This window comes from Mycoplasmopsis caviae (assembly GCF_024498215.1).
GTDB lineage: Bacteria > Bacillota_I > Bacilli_A > Mycoplasmatales > Metamycoplasmataceae > Mycoplasmopsis > Mycoplasmopsis caviae.
Genome location: NZ_CP101806.1, coordinates 862,402 through 883,468, shown reverse-complemented (window position 1 = coordinate 883,468; position 21,067 = coordinate 862,402). Strand labels below are relative to the sequence as shown.

Genomic DNA, 21,067 nt, shown 5'->3' with positions numbered 1-21,067 from the left:
AGCAGAAAGGAGGTTTAGTGAATACATTAACGCAAAATTTGTGAAAATGAAATATGGAGCAAATGTTTTCATTATTTGTTTTAGTGATTTTAATTTTTATTGTTTCATTAACAACATTTATTTTAATTAAGAAAACAGCACAACCAAATAAAGCTCCAATTGGCTTTCTAATAGTCATGGAAGGGTATGTTAATTTCCTAGACTCAAGTTTTGATGAAAACACCGAAGGTGCATTGCCAAAGGCAAAATTTTATATCTTTGCACTATTTACATTTTTGCTTTTAGGGAATTTATTAGGCCTTTTTGGACTTAAACCAATAGCAACTAACTATTCAATAACGTTTTCACTGGCTTTCATTTCTTTTGCTGGTATTTATGTAGTTGGTTTACTATATCAAAAATTTAGGTTCTTTAGTCGATTTTTAAGTCCTATTGAAGTTGTGGGTCAATTTGCTCCTTTAATTTCACTAGGATTTCGTATTTTCGGAAATATAACTGGTGGTGGAGTTATTGTGTTTCTAACTTACATCTTTACTGGTTGAATATGAACTAAAATCCCTGGGTTACCAGGTGAGTGATTCTTTATTGGTTCACTGATTACCCCGCTTTTACATATGTATTTTGATATGTTTGGTGCGATAATTCAAGCTTTGGTCTTTTGTACATTAACAACTGTTTATTGGTCAAAGGAAGCTGAAACCAATGAAGAAAAAAGAATTAAAGAAGCACAAGAAAAAAGCGAAGCAGACCAAGCAGTTGCCAATGTTGAAATTAAAGCAGCTGCTTGATCGCATTCAAATAATGTGTATTAATTAAATTTTAATTAGGAGGTTATTATGACACAAGGTGGTGGATTAGTTGCAATCGGTATCGGGATTGCAATGTTAGGTAGTTTTGGTACAGGACTAGGTCAAGGTTTGGCTGCTGGAAAAGCAACCGAAGCAGTTGGTCGTAATCCTGAAGCAGCAGCTAAAATTCGTTCAATGTTACTTATTGGACAAGGTGTTGCAGAATCATCAGCTATTTATTGTCTAGTTATTGCGTTCATTCTTGCATTTGCATACAACAAGTAATATGCATGTAGTTTACAAAGATACACTAGGCGCTAGAATTCAAAAAGAATTAAGTGGACTATTTCCTAGTGTGCCAATGATGGTGGCAACATTAGTTGCTTTTGCAATTGTTATTTTGATTCTTTTCTTCTTACTATACAAACCAATTAAAAAGTCTATAAAAGCAAGACAAGATTATATTCAAAGTAATATTGATCAAGCTAAGCAAACTAATGATTTGTCACAAGACAAATTAAAAGAAGCAAATGACAAATTAACTCAAGCACATCAAGAAGCTAATAACTTAGTCAAAAATGCTAAAGTAAGGGCTGAGAAAGTTATTATTTCTTATACTGCAAAAGCTAAAATTGAATCAAAAAGAATACTAGAAGAAGCAGAATTAGATATTAAACAACAAAGAGATTCATTAATGGAAGATTCAAAAAACAATATTGCTAAAGCAGCAAGTGAATTATCAAGACAAATACTCAAAAAAGAAGTTTCAAAGAAAACTGAAAGTGAAATTATTGACAAGTTTCTCGAATCTTAATTTCTGTACTTGTCTATAAAACAGTTAAATTGGTAAAATTATGTACTCAAAAGCGAACCCAGAAGGCTATGCTTTAGCTCTTTTTGAATTAGCAAAAGCGGACAAGCAAATGAAAGCAATTAATGACAATGTTGTTTCACTTTACAATGTAATTTGTGAAAGTAATTCTCTTGTTGAAAAACTTAGTGATCAAAGTTTTGAAAAAAACAAAAAATATGATTACATTGACAAAATTTTTAAAAATATTTCAAATAGTAAACTTATAGCAAATTTTCTTAAAGTACTAGTTGAACGTAATGCAGTTAGTCTTTTAAGAAGATCGCTTGAACATTATTTAAAACTAGCTAATAAGCATTTAAATATTCGTTTTGCATTAATTACAACAGCATTTGAATTAAGCGATGAAAAACTTAGGAAAATTAAACAAAAGTTAGAAAAACAATATAACACCGAAATTGTCTTAAAACATCAAATTGATGAAAGTTTAATTTCGGGTTTTAAAATCAAAATGGATAGTTTGGTTATTGAACAAAACTACAAAAAGGATTTAGAAGAGATAAATACTATTTTAACTAAAAAAGGAGGTTTAAATGACTAGCAGAATCGACGATATTAGTGCAATTATAAAAGATCGTATTCGTAGTTTCGACTCAAAAGTTGATTACTCAGAAGTTGGAACAATTATTACTATTGGCGATGGAATTGCATTAGTTAAAGGTCTTGATAATGCCAGAAATGGTGAAATTATTCTATTTAAAGATAATATTTACGGTCTAGTTTTAAACCTTGAAGAAGAAGTAGTTGGTGTAACAATTTTTGGTGATGCTAATTTACTTGCTGAGGGTGATAGTTGCAAAAGAAGCGGAGAAGTTATTTCCATTCCTGTTGGTGACAAACTGCTTGGTCGTGTAGTTAATGCACTTGGTCAACCAATTGATGGAAAAGGTAAAATTAATACATCAGAAAAACGAGAAATCTTTAAGGTTGCTCCTGGTGTTATGACCAGACAAGAGGTTAATCAACCACTTGAAACAGGAATTATTTCAATTGACTCAATGATTCCAATTGGCAAAGGCCAACGTGAATTAATAATCGGTGACCGTCAAACTGGTAAGAGTGCAATTGCAATTGACACAATTATTAATCAAAAAGGTAAAGGTGTAAATTGTATTTATGTTGCTATTGGTCAAAAAAACTCAACAGTGGCTCAAATTGTTAAAAAACTACAAGACACAGGTGCTATGGAATATACAACTGTTGTTGTTTCAGGTGCTAGTGAACTTGCCCCCCAACAATATATTGCTCCATATTCAGGCGTTACTATTGCTGAAGAATGAATGGCAAAAGGTAAAGATGTTTTGATAGTCTATGATGATCTATCAAAACATGCTATTGCATATCGAACACTTTCACTTCTACTTAGAAGACCCCCAGGTCGAGAGGCATATCCAGGAGATGTCTTTTATCTTCACTCTCAACTTTTAGAACGTGCTGCCAGAGTTACAAAGGAATATGGCGGTGGTTCAATAACTGCACTACCCATTATCGAAACTCAACAAGGCGATATTTCAGCTTATATTCCAACAAATGTTATTTCTATAACCGATGGTCAAATTTTTACAAAAGAAAACTTATTTAACTCTGGTCAAAGACCAGCAGTTGATGTTGGTTTTAGTGTTAGCCGTGTTGGTAGTGCTGCTCAGATAAAAGCAATGAAAAAAGTAGCTGGTTCACTTAAGTTAGAATTAGCTCAATATAACGAAATGCTTGCATTTGCTCAATTTGGCTCTGATTTAGATGATTCAACAAAAGCAATCTTGCAACATGGTGCAAAGGTTTACGAAATATTGAAACAAGAACAATATGCACCTATTAGTCAAATTGCACAAGTAGCAATTTTACTTGGTGTTAAAGAAAGAATTATTAATCCTCTCCCTAAAAAATATATTTCAAGGTATCGCGAGGAAGTAATTAAATATATTGAGAGTGATCCAGAAGGTGTTTCAGTAGCTCTTGAAATTCATAACAATAATAATGAATTTAGCGATGAGCATCTATCAATCATTACTAAGGCAATTCTTAAAATAGTTAACAAAATAATTGCTACAATTCCAAACTATGACCCAAGTGATTATTTACCTATGCCTGAAAAGTACTTACAAGAAAGCAAAAAATAATGGCTGGTACACAAGCAATTAAAAGTCGAATTGCTGCCGTGCAGTCAATTCGTAAAATTACACATGCAATGGAGTTAGTGGCAGCTAGTAAACTGAGAAGAGCAAGAGTTGAATTTGAGAATGTTAAAGCATACAATGATCTAATTAGTGAGACCTTTCACCTAATTTTAGATCATCTCAGTAGCACAGAAATCAAACACTTATTTCCAATTCATAATGTTGAGTCAAAAATGTACATCATTATGACAAGCGATTTAGGGTTGGCTGGAAGTTATAATTCAAACATTATTAAATTTGCCAAAAACACTATAAAAAAGACTGATAAGGTAATATTAATTGGTCGAAAAGCTATAAGTGCTTTAGGGACATTATTCGAAAACCAAATTATTACGCAGTTTAATTGTGATAGTAACGAAAAAAACTACAACATAGTTTATGACATTATGACTATTGTACTTGAGTTATATAACAAAAAACAAATTAATAGTATAAATGTAATTTACAATAAATATGTTAACAATCTGGTTCAACAAGAAGTTAGTGAACAGGTTTTCCCATTTAAATTTGATGAAACTAAAAAGCAAGTGCATGCTGAAAAACACAAAGAATCACTTAATTCAACTATTGAATTTGAACCAAGTGCCCACCAGGTTTTAAGTGAGTCAATTTCACTTTATATCAATGCCACTCTTTACCTAGCTTATGCTTCTGCAAAATTAAGTGAAATGGCAGCACGAAGAAGTGCAATGGAGTCGGCAACAGATAATGCCGATGAGTTAGTTGACAACTTAAACCTTGAATTCAATAGAAAGCGCCAAGCATCTATTACACAGGAATTAAATGAAATAGTTGCTGGAGCCGATGCAGTATAGGAGGTATTATGGCAACAAGAAAAAAAGTTACCAAAGATAATGAAACTACTAAAAATACTACAAAAGCAAACAAAAGTAATGTTGGTAAAATAGTTCAAGTTCTAGGACCTGTTGTTGATGTTAAGTTCAATAAAGGTTGCTTACCCTCTTTACTAAATGCACTTAAAGTTTATTTGGACAATCAAGTTTATACCCTTGAAGTGGCACAACATATTGGTGATGATACTGTTAGAACCATTGCAATGGTTTCTACAAATGGACTTGCTAGAGGTCTTGATGTTATTGATACAGGTGCTGCTATTAGTGTACCGGTTGGTGATGGTGTTTTAGGTCGTATGTTTGATGTTTTAGGTCAGCCAATTGACCTTAAAGAAGCACCTAATTCACCTCTTATGCCAATTCATGCACCAGCACCAAGTTATGAAGAGCAAAAAACGGTTAGTGAAGTTTTAGAAACCGGTATTAAAGTTATTGACCTTCTAATTCCATATGCAAAAGGTGGTAAAATAGGTCTTTTTGGTGGAGCAGGAGTAGGTAAAACTGTCCTTGTTCAAGAATTAATTAATAATATAGCAACTGAACATGGTGGACTTTCAGTTTTTGCTGGAGTTGGAGAGCGTACCCGCGAAGGTAATGACCTTTATCATGAGATGAAAGCATCGGGTGTTTTAAATAAAACTGCATTAGTATTTGGTCAAATGAATGAGCCACCTGGAGCCAGAATGCGTGTTGCACTTACAGGTTTAACAATGGCTGAATATTTTAGAGATAAAGAAAATCAAGATGTGCTTTTATTTATTGATAACATATTCCGTTTCACACAAGCGGGTAGTGAAGTTTCTGCACTTTTAGGTCGTATGCCTTCAGCTGTTGGTTATCAACCAACACTTGCAACTGAAATGGGTCAGTTACAAGAAAGAATTACTTCAACAAGGAGAGGTTCAATTACATCAGTTCAAGCTGTTTATGTACCAGCTGATGACTTAACTGATCCAGCACCAGCCACAACATTTAGTCACCTTGATGCTAAAACAGTGCTAGATAGAAATATAGCTGCATTAGGTATTTATCCAGCAGTTGATCCACTAGAGTCAAACTCAAGACTTCTTGATCCCCTTGTTGTTGGACAAGAACACTATGAAGTAGCTCATGGAGTTGTAAACATTCTTCAAAGATTTAAGGAATTGCAAGATATTATTGCAATTCTTGGTATGGGTGAGTTAAGTGAAGAAGACAAATTACTTGTTGCACGTGCCCGAAGAATAAGAAACTTCTTATCTCAACCTTTTACTGTTGCAGAGAAGTTTTCAGGTAAGAAAGGTAAGTTTGTTACAATATCAGACACAATTAGAAGTTTCAAAGATATACTTGATGGCAAATATGATGATTGTCCTGAAGACTTCTTCTTATATGTAGGTTCAATTGACGATGTCGAGGTCAAATACCGCGACTATATCAGCAAGAAAGCACAAATTAAACAATAAATTAATAATTTAATTTTACCAAAACAACTGTTTTATAGGTTTTTTAGAAAAATGATAAATAGAAAAACAACATATTTAAAAATAACAACACTGCAAGAAATTTTCTTTGAAGGTCCTGTTAAAAGTGTAACTTTGAGAACAAAAGCAGGTGGTGCTATTTGCTTGCAACCAAACCGAACCCCTTTTTTTAGTACCATTGACATTTGTGAATTAACTATTAATACTCCAAGAGACAAAGATTATAAAATTTGCTCAATCGGTGGTGGTTTAGTTTATGCTGATGCAAGTAATATTAATATAATTACTGATGACATTATTTTTGGTAAAAATATTAATATTGAAAGAGCAAAAATTGACCGTGATTTTGCACTTGCTCAACTTGAAAAATTCCGTGACACAAAAGAAGAAGTTCAATATGAAATCAAATTACGCAAAGCACTAAACCGTATTGATGTCTATAATCGCAATAATAACTAGTTAAAATATTTTAATGAACCACCATGAGGTTCATTATTTTATTTTTTTTGCTTCTTATAAATGAATTTTATACTATAATAACAATGCTTTAAAGCAAGTGCGGATGTAGTTCAATGGTAGAACTTCAGCCTTCCAAGCTGACTATGCGGGTTCGATTCCCGTCATCCGCTCCATTTGATTATATCTCCTTTCGTCTTCCTTAAATGGAAGACTTTTTTAATAAAAAAGTAACTTATTAGAGTTACTAATATTATTCCTATGTTTCCCTCTTTAGGGAGAAAAATATAAAGGCAAAAAAGTGATGTGAACCCCCAAAGTTCTTTTGTACAACTTTAGGGGTTCACTTCAAACGGAGAATTTAATTCTTCATTTTTATTTTAAAAAATAATAGTTTATTCCAAAACAAAATTAGTACTTATAAGCGCTAAATTGTTTTGGAATTAAACATAAAAAAGAGCTCAAATTGTTTTAAAACTTACACTTCTTTTCAAGAATCTTTATATTTAAATTTCTTTTTGCTTTTCTTAATGTTTTTTTATTTGCGAAAGCACTGCAAAAACCCTGTTCAAGCATTCTTTTGTAGAATGTCGATCTACTAATAGGATAAAAATCCTTAACATATTCATAATAAAAATCACTAAAAGAAATTACTAATTCACTATTTCTTCTACTTTCCTGATCTTTACAAATCTCAAAATACTTTTTTCCTATTTCTTCAAACACAGCATCATCAATTCTTCTTTGATTTGGTTTGTATTTGTTTTTATGTTGAATACATAGTATTCTTGTTCCGTTTTCATTAATAACAGGGGTGTCTTGCAATTCTTTTTTATATCTTCTAACTGTCTTTACTGAAATACCAAGACGTTTAGCAATTTGTCTTGCTTTCATTTTTGTTTCTTTTAGAATAAATGTTAGACTTCTGAGCTTTTTAGACTCATATAATGTTAATTTCATTAATTTTTCGCCACTTAGGTTCATAGTTCTTTCTCCTTTTCTAAAATTTTAATAATTTTTCTTAAAAAAGGGACAAAATCAATTAAATTGAACAAATATAGTTTCTTGTTATTATTGTATACTAGACAATTTTTATGAAAAATTGTATAATTCGGTTTTGAGGTGGTTATATGAACATTTATTCGATTTTAAAAGAAACATTTAAAGATAAAAAAATTTTTTTAGATGGACATGGTAAATTAAACAAAGAAATCACAAAGGTGTCAGCGTTACAATTAAATACTGATTTAATTTCCGCTCTTCTATCAAATGATTATTTAAAAAAAGATTTTTTAAAGAAGTTAATGGCGTACAAGTTTTTGATAGAAATGAGTTCATTTGGTTAATTTCAAATAAAGAGTTTTACCAGATAGTTATACTATGTATAAAAACAAAATTGGACTTATTAACTCTGATGGCAGTTTTATAAAAAACATCAATGACGTTTGTTTGAGTTTTCCTTTCAAAGATTGTTTTTTAGTTGGTGATCAAAAAGAGGGTGACGAGAAAAGAAATGAAGTCTTTTTTAACACAAAAATAAAAAAAGATGAAATTGATGTTTTAACATTACCTAAATGTTTTACAAAAATAAAAAAATATATCAATGGCTCTTATCAAAATGTAACACAATACAATGAGGAAAATTTATTAATTAAAGGTAATAATATATTTGCACTTTATTCATTGTTACCTAGATTTAGAGGAAAGGTAAAACTTATTTTTTAAGATCCTCCATACAACACCGATAGTGATACGTTCCAATACAATGATAGTTTTAATCATTCTAGTTGGTTAACTTTTATGAAGAATAGACTTGAAGTTGCAACGGAATTATTATCTGATGATGGGAGTATTTATCTAACTATTGATTATAATGAGGTTCACTATTTAAAAGTATTGATGGATGAAGTGTTTGGACCTGATAATTTTCAGAGAGAAATTATTTGGCGTATGGGTTTTCTTTCTGGATACAAAACGATGGTTAATAGTTTTGTAAGAAATCATGATACTATATTATTCTATTCTAAGAATTCAAAATTATTAGATTTTAAGAAAAACTATATTGAAAATAAGGATTTTAAAGAAATTGTTAAACCTAGTAAAGATTTAATAAAAGAATTTGCAAAAAGAGGAATAAGCGAAAAAACATGTCTCGAAATATTAGAATATATCAATCACGAATCAAGAGGAGAAAGATACGCATTAGAAGATACATGGAATTGCAATAAATGAGATGATTTAGAAAGCATTGCAATCAAAAGTTCCACATCAAGAGTTGGCGAGACCATCATAGTTGATGGCAGAAACTTTAAAGGACAAAAACCCGAAAAATTACTTAAGCGAATAATTGAATCAGCAACCGATGAAGGCGACATAGTTTTGGACTTCTTCTTAGGAAGTGGAACAACATCCGCCGCTGCACATAAGATGAAAAGAAGATATATTGGAATAGATCAAATGAATTATTTTAACAGTTCTGTTTTACCTAGACATGAAAAAATTGTTGATGGATTAGATGAGGATGGAATAACACAAAGTGTAAATTGGACAGGTGGAGGTTCATTTATTAGTTTAGAATTAATGGAAAACAGTATTTCATACTTCGAAGAAATTAATAAAGCTAATGATGAACAATGTGTGACTTTATTAACTGAAATATTAAACAATCCCTTTGTATTGAATTATAGGTGTGATGCATATTTTGCTAAATCTGAGGAAGGAATGTCACAATTTAAGCAATTAACACTAGAAGAAAAGAAAAAAGTATTATTTGAATTGATTGATGTTAATACACTATATGTTAATTATTCAGATATAGATGATAACAAAAATAAAATAAGTGATGATGATAAACAATTTACGCGTAGTTTCTATGAGGTAAAATAATATGTATCTATTTGAAACAATTGATAGTATTTTAAAATCAGGTTTTGTAAAAAAAGAAGTTCCTGAATATATTGCAAATAATTTATCAAAAAATATTAAACTTAGAACTTATCAAAATGATGCCTTAGTTTATACATTAGTGTATCTTGAGTCTGAATTATCGAAAAATAAACAAACGCATATTCTTTACCATATGGCAACTGGAAGCGAAAAAACAGTCATAATGGCAATGGATATCCTTTATTACTATAAAAAAGGATATAGAAATTTTATTTTTTTACAAATAGAACGAACATTGTATCAAAAACTAAAATAAATTTTACAAAAAAGGAATCAATTAAATTTTTATTTTCTGATCGAATAGTCATAGATGGAAAATATGTGCCAATTAATGTAGTAGAGACTTTTCAAGAAAGTGAAAAAGATTCTGTAAATATCTGCTTTAACACTGTTCAGGGAATTAAAAGTTCATTAAACCTTCTTCATGAAGGCAGATTGGATATATCTGACTTTGAAAATGATAAGGTTGTTCTAATTGCTGATGAAGCACACCATCTTAATACAACAACAATAAAAGATAAGCAGGAAAATGAAGATAATCAAACATGGGAAGATATTGTTTATAAAATGTTTTTAACAAATAAAGATAATGTTTTATTGGAGTACACTGCAACATGTGATCTTCGTGATCCAAATGTTGAAGCAAAATACAAGGATAAAATAATATTCAATTTTAGATTAAAAGAGTTTAGAGAAGCTGGATACACAAAAGAATTTTCTAATAATCAAAATAACGGAGATAAATTCACAAGAACATTGCAAGCTCTTATCTTAAGTGAATTTAGAAAATTAATGTTTGAAAGCAAACACATATCTATAAAACCTGTTGTTTTATTAAAATCAAAAACGATAAATGACTCTAAAACTTTTTATGATGAATTTTTTGAAAAGTTAAAGTCATTAGACCTGGCTACAATTCAATCGATAAAATCTGGTGCTAATTCTAATGTTTTTTTAGCCAATGCTTTTGATTTTTTTGCCAAAAATAGATTAACTGATACTAAATTAATTGATTTGTTAAAAATAGATTTTTCAGAAGAATTCTCCGTAAACATGAATAAATTAGACCCTGAAAATGAAAATATAGTTAATAATCTAGATGAAAAAGATAATAAGTATAGATTAATTTTTATTGTTGATAAATTAACTGAAGGCTGGGATGTTTTATCCTTGTTCGATATTGTGCGTCTTTATGATACCAGACAAGGCGGAGCTAAAGGCACAGTATCAAAATATACAATTAGTGAGGCTCAGCTAATAGGCCGTGGTGCTAGATATCATCCGTTCAAATTTGAAAGCGATCAGGTACCAGAAAAACGTAAATATAGTAATGTTATTGGGACACCAGAAGCTATATGTGAAACATTAATATATCATTGCATGCAGGATTCTAGATATATAGAAGAACTTAAGCGTGCTTTAATTGAAACTGGTTTAACACCAGCAGAAGAAACAATAGAAGTTCATTATTGTTTGAAGGATAGTTTTAAAAAGAATCCAATTTATAGGACTGGTTATATTTTTGTAAATGAAAAGGTCGAAAAGTCCAGAAATTCAATTACTAGCTTACCAAGTGCAATCAGGAATTTAATTATTTCTTTTAATTGTTATTCTTTTTCTTCACAAACAGGATTATTGTTCGAAAGAACTAGCGAGCACTCTTTAACCAGAAAGGAAGTATGCACTAAAAAAATGTCTGAAATTGATTTATCTATTTTGTATAAATCTTATAGAAAATTTAGTGCATCATTAGGTTTTGATTTTTTGAAAAGTAAATTTCCAAATTTGAATAACATTGAGGAATTTTTAACATCAGATTCGTATTTAGGAAATATCGGAATTATTTTTTATCAATTTGATGGCAAAATTGTTACTCGAGAAGACCAATTAAAAGCGTGTGAAAAAGTAATGGAACAAGTATCTTCTTTTGTTAGTAAAATACAAGTTACTTATGAAGGGACTAAAGAATTTAGAGCTGTTCCAATTAATGAGAAAATTACAAATTTAGTTAGAAAATATAGTAAAGACAGATTGGATTTTAATAATGGAGAAGGAATTCCTCAAAATGATAAATGTATAGATGAAAAATATAGATATGATGTTACTGATAAAGATTGGTATGTTTTCAATAATAATTATGGAACCACAGAAGAAAAATTGTTTATTAAATATTTTGCATCCAAAATTGATAGCCTTAGAAAAATCTACGACAAAATATATGTAATAAGAAATGAAAAACAGGTAAAGGTATATTCATTTGAAAACGGAGAGGCTTTTGAGCCAGATTTCATTTTATTATTAATTAAGAAAAAACAACCAAAAAATTTATATTTAAATATATTTGTTGAGGCAAAAGGAGGACATCTTTTAGAAAAAGATTCATGGAAGGGAGAGGCATTAAAAGAATTTTCAAAATCAGCTGTTCCAATAGTTAAATTTGCTGATGATAATGATTATAAAATTTGGGGAACACCATTATTTAATCAAGATAACACTCTTGATGACTTCAATGAGTATTTTGATAAAAATTTCATTGCTTAAATGGATAAAATAATATGCCAGAAAAAAATAAGAAAGAATCTCATTAAATGTAAAAACAAGCAACAAAAATTTGTCTACTGTTTTTCCATTGAATAAATAATCTAAAGACAAAAAAGCAAAAAGTGTTATTAAAAATAATAATTAAAATTTCCTAATATGTCTATTTTATAGGCATATGGGTTATTTTTTTAAGCCGCAACTCCAAAAGTCGGGAGTACAAGAACAATCTAATAAGTTATATGATGATTTAAAAAATCTTTTTCATGAGTATTGTGATATTTAAAACGACTTTGCATCATTAGTTGAAAAGGACAGTAGATAATAAAATTCATACGAGTTTGTAAAAGTAAAAGTTTCACAATTTATGAGAAATTATTAAATTGTAAACACATTTCAAACCATCTAAGGATGACAAATTAAAATAGGTTTTACTAGAAACTAAAAAATAGATTTTCCATAAATACCTATAAAATAAGCAAATCCGGAAAGTCAATTTTCAAACTGTCAATCTTGTGAAAAAGCGTGAAGAATTATGTATGAATTTTTTGCTGTGAAATTGTTGAATGTACTATTTCACTTTTTCAATTTAATTTTTCATCAATGAAATATACAATTAAATCCTATTAGTAGTATAAACTGTGAAATAGTTTAAGTTTTAATAAAAAAGTAGTTCATTAGAACTACTTGAATTATTACTAAACCATTTTGAATCAAGGAGTTTTGACTTCTTTAATTTCTAGCGGGCAAAGTAATTTAGTTTGTTTAGTTTTATTTTCATTATCTCGCAAGTTTGACGAACCAAAAATAAAAATAAACACTTCATATACTAAAGTATATGAAATTTTTTTCATTTTGCAATTTATATTATTAAAGTTTTTTATAAATTTTTAAAATTATATATAATTTTAAAATCTTATTACGGTCTGTGTTATTGTATAAATTTGCAAATTATAAAAGTGAAGTGCCTATAAATATTAATGTAAAAAAATTTATAAATTTCACTAGTCCTTAAAGATATATAAAAAATTATAAAAAAAGGAAAATCAAAAAATGGAAAAGCTTAATTTAAGTACAGTTATTATTGGTTATATAACATTAGGTATTTCAATTTTGTTCTTCTTAATATTTTTTCTACAAATTGCTTATACATTTTTAGCTTTATTTATTAAGAACAAAAAATTTAAAAAGACCGATGTTTACAATAATCATGCGATTTTAATTCCTGCTCACAATGAAGGACACATTATTGCTGATTTAGTAAAATCACTTAAAGCAATGGACTATCCAGCAGATAAATTTAAGGTTTTTGTTGTTGCAGATAACTGCACTGACAATACTGCTGATGTTGCTCGTGAAGCTGGAGCAGATAAAGTTTATGAAAGATTTAATAAAGAATTAATTGGACCTAACTTTGCGATTCATGAAACTTTATTAAAAATTAAAGATGAATTTGGAACATTCGATTCATTCTCATGATTTGATGCTGATAACATTGTTGAAAAAGAATGATTATCAAAAATGAATGATGCATTTAATCATCCTAAAAAATATGATTATTTCACATCATTTAGAGATACACAAAACTTTGAAGACAACTGAATTTCATCTTCATACTCAATTGAATTCTATCGTTTAGTTTCTCAAATTGCAACAGTAAGAAGTGTATTCAAAAATCCACACATGGTTGGTGGAACAGGTTTTATGGTTCGTTGAGAAATTTTAGAAAAGAACGACTATTGAGGAAAATATAAATCAATGGTTCACGATACTGAATTCTCATTTGATGCTTTAAGTAATAACTATAAAGGTATTTATGTAGATGGTGCCAGATTCTACGATTTACAACCAACAAAAATGTCTGTTTCTTGAAAACAAAGAACAAGATGAACTGTTGGAAACCTTAAATTAGGACACACCATTTGAGGAAAAATATTTAAAAACTTATTCTTTAAATTTGAAGCGCCTCAAAAGAAATTGAATTATTTAGATTACATAGCAATGCTATCACCTGCTTGAATTTGATTCGTTGTTTTATTTATATTTAACACGACTCTAACAGTATTAAATGGAGTCTTATTAGGATTTGGTCAAGTAGACTTTTGAAAATTCTTAGGTGTTTTATCATTACCGCTTATGTTTGTTTGATATTACTTATCAGCCTGATTTATGGGTCTGGCAGTCATTATAAGACAATGTAAGAAGATGAAAAGGATTAGTGGCTGAAGCAAATTCAAAGCACTTTTTGGATATCCTATTTTCTTATTCCTAAATGTTCCAATTTCAATTTATGCACAAAAAAATATTAATATGAAATTTGTTAACACTAAAAAAGAAAGATCGACAAAAACAATGATTTAATTTTTTAGACTAAAAAAATGAGATTTGCGATAAGTCTCATTTTATTTTGCACTTCTTTAAACATAATATGTTTATAAAAAATAAAATCATATATAATTTAAAAAATTATTAATTAAATATACGCAAAAAACGGTAGGCACAAATGAAGATTTTAAAAAATATGCCAAAATTATTGAACAATTATGATTATATTTTTATTGGATGTGGATTAAGCACAGCAACAGTTGTTGCCAATTTACCTAAATCAAAAAAAATATTAATTATAGAAAAAAGAGAAAATATAGCAGGTAATATTTTTGATTACAACAAAAATCAAATATGAGTGCAAAAATATGGTCCACATATTTTTCACACAAATGATTCAGAAGTATTTGAATTTTTGAAAAAATATACAAAATTTAATTCATATAAAAATGTTGTGCAAGCAAAATTAGGCGATAAACTAATTCCATTGCCAATAAATATTGACTCAATAAATATTTTGTTTCCAAATGAAGCAGAAGAATTTATTAGTTATTTAAAAGAAAAGTTTCCAAATCAAGAAAAAATCACAATATTGGAATTATCAAAAATTGATAAATTTCAACATATTTTTCAAGAATTATACAAAAGAGTATTTGTAAGCTATACAGTTAAAATGTGAAATAAAAAAGTTGAAGAACTTGATGTGTCTGTATTTGCTAGAGTTCCTATTTATATGAGCAAAAGAAACACTTATTTTACTGATAAATATGAAGGATTGCCAGTTGAAGGCTATACAAAAATGGTTGAAAAAATGTTAGATGGAAATAATGTTGATATTGTTTTAAATTGCAACATTAAAGATCATTTAAAAATTAAAAATAACCAAATTTTAATTGACAATCAACAAATAGTGAATCCAATAATTAACTGTGCTCCAATTGACGAAATTTTTAATTTCGAATTTGGAAAATTGCCTTATAGATCTTTAAATATTAAATTCGAAGAATTAAAAAAAGCTCATTTTCAGGAAACGGCAGTAGTTAATTATCCTGAAGATCCAAAAATGACAAGAATTAGTGAATATAAAAACTTTTACCCAGAAGTTTCTAATGAAAAAAACACAATTATTTCAAAAGAATTTCCAGGTGAATTTAATGAAAATTATAAATTATTTTCAGAAAGATATTATCCAATTCCAAATGAAATATCCAGAGAACAATACAATAAATATGTAGAAAAAGCAAAAAGTTTATCTAACTTATATCAACTTGGACGTCTTGCAAAATATGAATACATAAATATGGATCAAGCCGTTAGAAAAGCAATTGATTTTGCAAAATCATTAAAAGAAAATAAATAAATTTTTAGACTTATTCTTCGTATAAACAAGAATAAGTTTTTTTGACAAGCAATAATTGACAATGGTTTTAACTTTATAATGGCAGAAAAAATTAGAGCAAAAGGCAAAATTGCTCCTGAAATACTTGACTTAGATTTATATGATAAAATAACTGAAAACTACTTTATTAGAGATCGTAAAGATACAAAATTTGTAAAAAATGAAGACAATTGAAGGGCATTTTCTTATTTGTTATTTAGTTCTTGTACTCCAATGATTTCTAGAATTCACTATTGACTCAATAGTTGAAGATGATCACAAATTTACTACCGAAAAAATACTCAACAGTATTAGAGAAGTTGAACTAATAACTTTTAAAGATTATGAGAATGATACAGAGTATTTTATGAGAACTGATGAACCAATTGAATACCTTGATTTAATTGAAAAATTAAATATTAAAAGGCTTCCTCTGATGGGAAAAGTCGATGAAATTGAGGGTATTATAACACATGGCTAAAATTTTAAAAATGACCAATACACCTATAAATAAGGCGTATTGGTCATTTTTAAATTGATTCGTCAAACTTTGTAAAAAGTAGTTCATTAGAACTACTTGAATTATTACTAAACCATTTTGAATCAAGGAGTTTTGGCTTCTTTAATTTCTAGTGGGCAAAGTAATTTTGTTTGTTTAGTTTTATTTTCATTATCTGTAATTAAAATAATTACATCACTGCATATTTTACTGTTCTTTAATTTTTTAAGATCTACAGTTGCTAATAGTTGACCTTTTTCAACTTTGTCATTTTGTTTAAGATTTGTTTCAAAACCTAAACCATTTAATTTAACTGTGTCAATACCAATGTGAACTAGTACTTCAAGGCCACTCTCGTTAACAATACCATAAGCATGTTTTGTAGGATATGTCATAATTAATGTACCACTAATAGGAGCATAGATTTCAATTTTATTTAATTTTGAATCTAATTCAACTGCATAACCTGAACCAAGCAAACTAAATGTTGAATCACTTAAATCTTCAAGTGATTTTCTAGTGCCTATACAAGGTGCATAGATTGTAAAGTCATCTTTGCTTTTCTTAACTTCAATTGGCTTTTCTTCAAATAAGTTTACATCAGAAGATACTTCAATAACTTTCTTCTCCGACTTTCGGAGTTAAAAATTAAAAAAATGAACAATTTGCCTATAAAATAGGCATATTGGTAAAATTTTGGCAATAATTTTAATAACACTTTTACAATTTTAAGGTTAAAATGTGCCGATAAATTAAATAATACCACAAAATAGTTAAATGTAATTAATTCTTTTTCTGTCAATAATAAGGGAAAAAGTGTAATTAAATGCATATAACACGTTTTTGAGAAAAAGCTTAAAAAATGCCTAAAAATTAATGTTTTTTGTGCTTTTTGCCAAAAATTGAGCCTTTTTAGTGTGTCTAACTCCGAAACTCGGGAAAAGTTTAAGTTTTAATAAAAAAGTAACTCATTAGAGTTACTAATATTATTACTAAACCATTTTGAATCAAGGAGTTTTGGCTTCTTTAATTTCTAGTGGGCAAAGTAATTTTGTTTGTTTAGTTTTATTTTCATTATCTGTAATTAAAATAATTACATCACTGCATATTTTACTGTTCTTTAATTTTTTAAGATCTACAGTTGCTAATAGTTGACCTTTTTCAACTTTGTCATTTTGTTTAAGATTTGTTTCAAAACCTAAACCATTTAATTTAACTGTGTCAATACCAATGTGAACTAGTACTTCAAGGCCACTCTCGTTAACAATACCATAAGCATGTTTTGTAGGATATGTCATAATTAATGTACCACTAATAGGAGCATAGATTTCAATTTTATTTAATTTTGAATCTAATTCAACTGCATAACCTGAACCAAGCAAACTAAATGTTGAATCACTTAAATCTTCAAGTGATTTTCTAGTGCCTATACAAGGTGCATAGATTGTAAAGTCATCTTTGCTTTTCTTAACTTCAATTGGCTTTTCTTCAAATAAGTTTACATCAGAAGATACTTCAATAACTTTCTTCTTTCTTTCTTCATCTTCCAATGTTGGTATTGCCGCTTGAATGTCAATATTTAATTTTTCACTAACTTCACCAAATTTAGCTTGAACATGTCTCTTACCGATGAAAATAACTTCACTAGCACCAATTTTTTTAAGTTCTTCTTCATTAACTAATGAAGTATCCTTAACATCATATCTTAATCTAGCTGCACAGTTGTTAAAGCCTGTAATGTTTTTAATGCCACCCATTGCTTCTACAATATCACGAGACATTTGAGAAACTTCAACATTCTTTTTTAATGCAGGCTGTTGCTTATTTTTGTCTCCACGAGCAAAAAGATTTTTAAATCAATTTTTTAAACCCATAATTTGATTAACTCCTTAAAAATAACAAGATTTTTTAACTATATACCTTAATATTAATATAAATATAGTCATTTTAACTTTATCTTTAAACTAATATTTAAATAATATGTGAAAATGTTAACATTAATAAGGTAACTTATTTTAAAAAGCGAAGTTTAAAAGCCAATATGTTCCATATAATTATTAAATATAATGATTAAGTTTAACTTAATTAAATTTTGTATGTTTTTTAGGAGAAAAGATGAAAATAGCTTTTTTTGATGCAAAAGAGTATGATAAGAAATATTTTAATGCAGTTAATAACTCAAGACACCAAATTGAGTATTTTGAAGAAAACTTGAACATTAATACTGTTACAAAAGCAAAGGGTTTTGATGCAGTTTGTGCATTTGTTAACACATACGGCGACAAGTACATTCTTGAATTATTAGCCAAAATGGGTGTTAAAGTTTGATTGCAAAGATCAATGGGATATAACAAAGTTGACTTAACTAAGGCAGCAGAATTGGGAATTAAAGTTTTTAGAGTACCAAACTATTCAGCTGAAAGTGTAGCAGAATTTGCTGCTGCAACACTTATGGCTATTAATAGAAACATAGTTAAAGCTGACCGTTTGGTTTCAAAATATAATTTCTCACTTAATGGACTTGATGGTAAAGCAATTTATGGCTCAACAGTTGGTGTTATTGGCGCTGGTAAAATTGGACAATGCTTTATTAAAATTATGAAAGGTATGGGAGCTCGTGTTTTAGTATTTGACTCATATAATGAAAAACACTTTCCAGCATTAGCAAGTGAGTTAGGTTTTGAATATGTTTCATTTACAAAAGTTATAAAAGAAAGTGATTTTATTTCGCTTCATGCACCATTACTTCCTTCGACAAACCATTTAATTGACAAAGATGCTGTTAAGATGATGAAAAAAGGTGTCATCTTAGTTAATACAGCTAGAGGTGAGTTAATTGACATTCCTGGTGTTCTTTATGGGCTTAAAAAAGGTATTATTAGAGGTCTTGCTAGTGATGTTCTTGAAAGAGAAGAAGGAAGATTTTATCAAGATATTTCAGTTGAAGCTAAAGAATATAAGAAGAATGATCCTGAATGAGAAGAATTAATTAGTAATGAAAATGTAATTATTACTTCACACCAAGCGTTCTTAACAGATGTAGCGCTAACTCAAATTGCAAAAATTACATTAGACAATGCTGATAGTGCTCAAAATGGAGATTTTTCTAAATCACTTGTGATTATGGAAAATGGAAAAGTTAGAAATGGATAAAAGCCTATAAAACAGGCTTTTATTAAAAAAGGTGAATTTATGTTTAAATTTTTTAATTTTAAAAATCGACAGAATGCTTTGCAACCAGCTAAGGCGAAGCACTGAATTAGTCATATAATTAGTGAACTTATTGGAACAATTTGAATTTCGCTTGGGCTTGCTGGATTAAGTATTATTGTTAAAGACAAAATAGTTGAACACTACCTATTACACAATGTCATTGTTGGATTTTATGCTGGTTTTGTAATTGTAGGTTCATGTCTAATCTTCTTTGGAAGATGATCAGTGGATTTAAATCCACTTGTTACAATTTATCGCTGACTTAGTGGAACTAACAAAAGCACTTATGTATTTGTTAAAATTGCAATCCAAATTGTTGGTGCAATTATCGCTGGCTTAATTATTTATGCTATTGGACATTATGCTTCAAGTGTTACATTCTCAACAACTTATGCAGCTAACTCAACTCAGGCAAGTATTCAAGCTAACCACTATATTAGTGCTCACAACGTTAGTTTAAAATCATTTATTGGTCAATTTGACTCTTCATTTAAGCAAGGTTCAGCAATTAGCAATAAAACAATTTGAAGTGGTGCTACTTGAATATTCTTTGGAGAAATGGTTTTAGGAGCTATTTTACTATTTCCAATTTTTAGCCCTAGATTAGAAGCAAAATATCGTGATACATTTATTTGCTTTATTATTAGTTTGGATGTTTGAATGGGTATTTTACTAGGATCAGCAGCGATTAACCCTGCACGTGGGCTAGCTCAACAAGTACCAACACTATTCTTTGATATGAAGAATTTAAATGCAATGGCTAAATATGATATTATTGTTGCCACATTCTCAATGATTTTAGGTAACTTATTATCTCCTGTTCTTTATGCACTTTCACAAGGATTTACAGAAAAATATGGTAATGGTGCACTATTGTGAATGATGAATCATAAAAACAACAGAGCTAGTCATTATGTATCGCAAAGTGAACAAAGTGATAAAACACAAGTAGAAAAATAATAATTTTTGATGAATTTAACCTAAAAGTTAAATTCATTTTTAATTTTTTTATAAAAAACTTTAAATATGCAAAAAGTTAAAAAATTGCATTTTTTTATGCTTAAAAATAACTTTTTGCATATTTTTGATTGGTTTTTAGCAAAATTTTTAGCCCCGGTAATAAAAAAATAGTTGAAATATAAAGCAAAAGCATATATAATTATTGCGTTATGTTAAAAAATAGAAACTTTAATCGTATTGGAAAGAATATTTGCATTATCTCACACATGATGATGATTATTTCTTAATTCAATACCTCTTAAGGTTTCAAAATATATAAGTTTTGTAGTTTTTAAGCAGGTATGAACAGACCTGCTTTTATATTAAAGTTATAGAGGAGCTCTTAACAAAAGTATATTAGTTTAGCAGGTATGTGTTGAGACTAATAGAAAGGGTATGGGAGCCGAACTACTAACTACGGCGGTAGTTGTTAGTGGTAACAATTCATAATAGTTTGTTATTCTTTGGTCCTTTTAACCATTGGTGCTATAACTTTACAAATAAATAATGCTAAATTATTATTTTGTGAAGTTTAAGAGAGCTTTACAAAATTTTTATTT

General features: G+C 28.8%; 20 protein-coding genes, 1 tRNA gene, 2 pseudogenes and 1 riboswitch. Of the genes and pseudogenes, 19 read left to right on the top strand and 4 right to left on the bottom strand.

The window, feature by feature from the left end:
- Window positions 1-17: 17 nt before the first annotated feature.
- The 9 genes from NPA07_RS04355 to NPA07_RS04315 all read left to right on the top strand — a co-directional run bounded on the left by NPA07_RS04355 (window position 18) and on the right by NPA07_RS04315 (window position 6,785).
- Window positions 18-812 (top strand): F0F1 ATP synthase subunit A, encoded by a 795-nt coding sequence (locus NPA07_RS04355; RefSeq protein ID WP_126118379.1) that lies wholly within the window; start codon window positions 18-20, stop codon window positions 810-812.
- A gap of 24 nt (window positions 813-836) precedes the next feature.
- Window positions 837-1,073 (top strand): ATP synthase F0 subunit C, encoded by a 237-nt coding sequence (gene atpE, locus NPA07_RS04350; RefSeq protein WP_126118380.1) that lies wholly within the window; start codon window positions 837-839, stop codon window positions 1,071-1,073.
- 1 nt (window position 1,074) lies between these two features.
- Window positions 1,075-1,602, top strand: a complete 528-nt coding sequence (gene atpF, locus NPA07_RS04345) for a F0F1 ATP synthase subunit B (RefSeq protein WP_126118381.1) — start codon at window positions 1,075-1,077, stop codon at window positions 1,600-1,602.
- Window positions 1,603-1,642: 40 nt separating this feature from the next.
- A complete protein-coding gene (gene atpH / locus NPA07_RS04340) occupies window positions 1,643-2,200 on the top strand; it encodes an ATP synthase F1 subunit delta (protein ID WP_126118382.1) in 558 nt (185 codons plus the stop codon).
- Entirely contained in the window at window positions 2,193-3,779 is a 1,587-nt protein-coding gene (gene atpA / locus NPA07_RS04335; RefSeq protein ID WP_126118383.1) for a F0F1 ATP synthase subunit alpha, read from the top strand. The genes atpH and atpA overlap by 8 nt, the downstream gene beginning before the upstream one ends.
- The gene (gene atpG / locus NPA07_RS04330; RefSeq protein ID WP_126118384.1) at window positions 3,779-4,651 is read left to right on the top strand and encodes an ATP synthase F1 subunit gamma; all 873 of its coding nucleotides are present in this window, start codon (window positions 3,779-3,781) and stop codon (window positions 4,649-4,651) included. The genes atpA and atpG overlap by 1 nt, the downstream gene beginning before the upstream one ends.
- Window positions 4,652-4,659: 8 nt before the next feature.
- A complete protein-coding gene (gene atpD, locus NPA07_RS04325) occupies window positions 4,660-6,135 on the top strand; it encodes a F0F1 ATP synthase subunit beta (protein ID WP_126118385.1) in 1,476 nt (491 codons plus the stop codon).
- Window positions 6,136-6,186: 51 nt separating this feature from the next.
- The gene (locus tag NPA07_RS04320; protein ID WP_126118386.1) at window positions 6,187-6,612 is read left to right on the top strand and encodes a F0F1 ATP synthase subunit epsilon; all 426 of its coding nucleotides are present in this window, start codon (window positions 6,187-6,189) and stop codon (window positions 6,610-6,612) included.
- A gap of 99 nt (window positions 6,613-6,711) precedes the next feature.
- Window positions 6,712-6,785, top strand: a tRNA-Gly gene (locus NPA07_RS04315).
- A gap of 295 nt (window positions 6,786-7,080) precedes the next feature.
- Here NPA07_RS04315 and NPA07_RS04310 read toward each other — a convergent pair.
- Window positions 7,081-7,593, bottom strand: a complete 513-nt coding sequence (locus NPA07_RS04310) for a helix-turn-helix domain-containing protein (RefSeq protein WP_126118387.1) — start codon at window positions 7,591-7,593, stop codon at window positions 7,081-7,083.
- A gap of 146 nt (window positions 7,594-7,739) precedes the next feature.
- Between NPA07_RS04310 and NPA07_RS04305 the strand changes: the two genes are divergently transcribed.
- From NPA07_RS04305 to NPA07_RS04285, 5 genes and pseudogenes are all read left to right on the top strand, one after another.
- Entirely contained in the window at window positions 7,740-7,955 is a 216-nt protein-coding gene (locus tag NPA07_RS04305; protein WP_235659551.1) for a hypothetical protein, read from the top strand.
- Window positions 7,883-8,038, top strand: coding sequence for a site-specific DNA-methyltransferase (locus tag NPA07_RS05720; RefSeq protein WP_408634433.1), 156 nt, complete (start codon window positions 7,883-7,885; stop codon window positions 8,036-8,038). The genes NPA07_RS04305 and NPA07_RS05720 overlap by 73 nt, the downstream gene beginning before the upstream one ends.
- Window positions 7,990-8,334, top strand: coding sequence for a hypothetical protein (locus tag NPA07_RS04300; RefSeq protein ID WP_126118388.1), 345 nt, complete (start codon window positions 7,990-7,992; stop codon window positions 8,332-8,334). Before NPA07_RS05720 ends, NPA07_RS04300 begins: the two co-directional genes overlap by 49 nt.
- A 12-nt stretch (window positions 8,335-8,346) precedes the next feature.
- Window positions 8,347-9,495, top strand: a pseudogene (locus NPA07_RS04295) (site-specific DNA-methyltransferase); the annotation flags it as partial.
- A gap of 1 nt (window position 9,496) precedes the next feature.
- Window positions 9,497-12,096, top strand: a pseudogene (locus NPA07_RS04285) (DEAD/DEAH box helicase family protein).
- A gap of 695 nt (window positions 12,097-12,791) precedes the next feature.
- Here NPA07_RS04285 and NPA07_RS04280 read toward each other — a convergent pair.
- Window positions 12,792-12,947 carry a hypothetical protein gene (locus NPA07_RS04280; RefSeq protein WP_235659552.1) on the bottom strand — a complete coding sequence of 52 codons (156 nt, stop codon included), beginning with the start codon at window positions 12,945-12,947 and terminating at the stop codon, window positions 12,792-12,794.
- 199 nt (window positions 12,948-13,146) lie between these two features.
- Here NPA07_RS04280 and NPA07_RS04275 point away from each other — a divergent pair, with 199 nt between their 5' ends.
- From NPA07_RS04275 to NPA07_RS04265, 3 genes are all read left to right on the top strand, one after another.
- Entirely contained in the window at window positions 13,147-14,454 is a 1,308-nt protein-coding gene (locus tag NPA07_RS04275; protein WP_126118392.1) for a glycosyltransferase family 2 protein, read from the top strand.
- 142 nt (window positions 14,455-14,596) lie between these two features.
- Complete coding sequence (glf, locus tag NPA07_RS04270; protein WP_126118393.1) at window positions 14,597-15,778, top strand: UDP-galactopyranose mutase; 1,182 nt, start codon at window positions 14,597-14,599, stop codon at window positions 15,776-15,778.
- Window positions 15,779-15,977: 199 nt separating this feature from the next.
- Complete coding sequence (locus tag NPA07_RS04265; RefSeq protein ID WP_126118394.1) at window positions 15,978-16,277, top strand: hypothetical protein; 300 nt, start codon at window positions 15,978-15,980, stop codon at window positions 16,275-16,277.
- A gap of 107 nt (window positions 16,278-16,384) precedes the next feature.
- Here the strand turns inward: NPA07_RS04265 and NPA07_RS04260 are convergent, their stop codons facing one another.
- Window positions 16,385-16,837, bottom strand: coding sequence for a PTS sugar transporter subunit IIA (locus NPA07_RS04260; RefSeq protein ID WP_256553315.1), 453 nt, complete (start codon window positions 16,835-16,837; stop codon window positions 16,385-16,387).
- 450 nt (window positions 16,838-17,287) lie between these two features.
- Window positions 17,288-18,169: a glucose PTS transporter subunit IIA gene (locus NPA07_RS04255; protein WP_256553156.1), complete on the bottom strand. Its 882-nt coding sequence runs from the start codon at window positions 18,167-18,169 to the stop codon at window positions 17,288-17,290.
- 241 nt (window positions 18,170-18,410) lie between these two features.
- On the opposite strand from NPA07_RS04255, the gene NPA07_RS04250 reads away from it, so the two are divergent.
- Together NPA07_RS04250 and NPA07_RS04245 are read left to right on the top strand one after the other, a co-directional pair.
- Window positions 18,411-19,448 (top strand): 2-hydroxyacid dehydrogenase, encoded by a 1,038-nt coding sequence (locus NPA07_RS04250; protein ID WP_126118397.1) that lies wholly within the window; start codon window positions 18,411-18,413, stop codon window positions 19,446-19,448.
- 39 nt (window positions 19,449-19,487) lie between these two features.
- The gene (locus NPA07_RS04245) at window positions 19,488-20,468 is read left to right on the top strand and encodes an aquaporin (RefSeq protein ID WP_126118398.1); all 981 of its coding nucleotides are present in this window, start codon (window positions 19,488-19,490) and stop codon (window positions 20,466-20,468) included.
- 363 nt (window positions 20,469-20,831) lie between these two features.
- A riboswitch (Lysine riboswitch) is annotated at window positions 20,832-21,004 on the top strand.
- The last annotated feature ends 63 nt before the right edge of the window (window positions 21,005-21,067 follow it).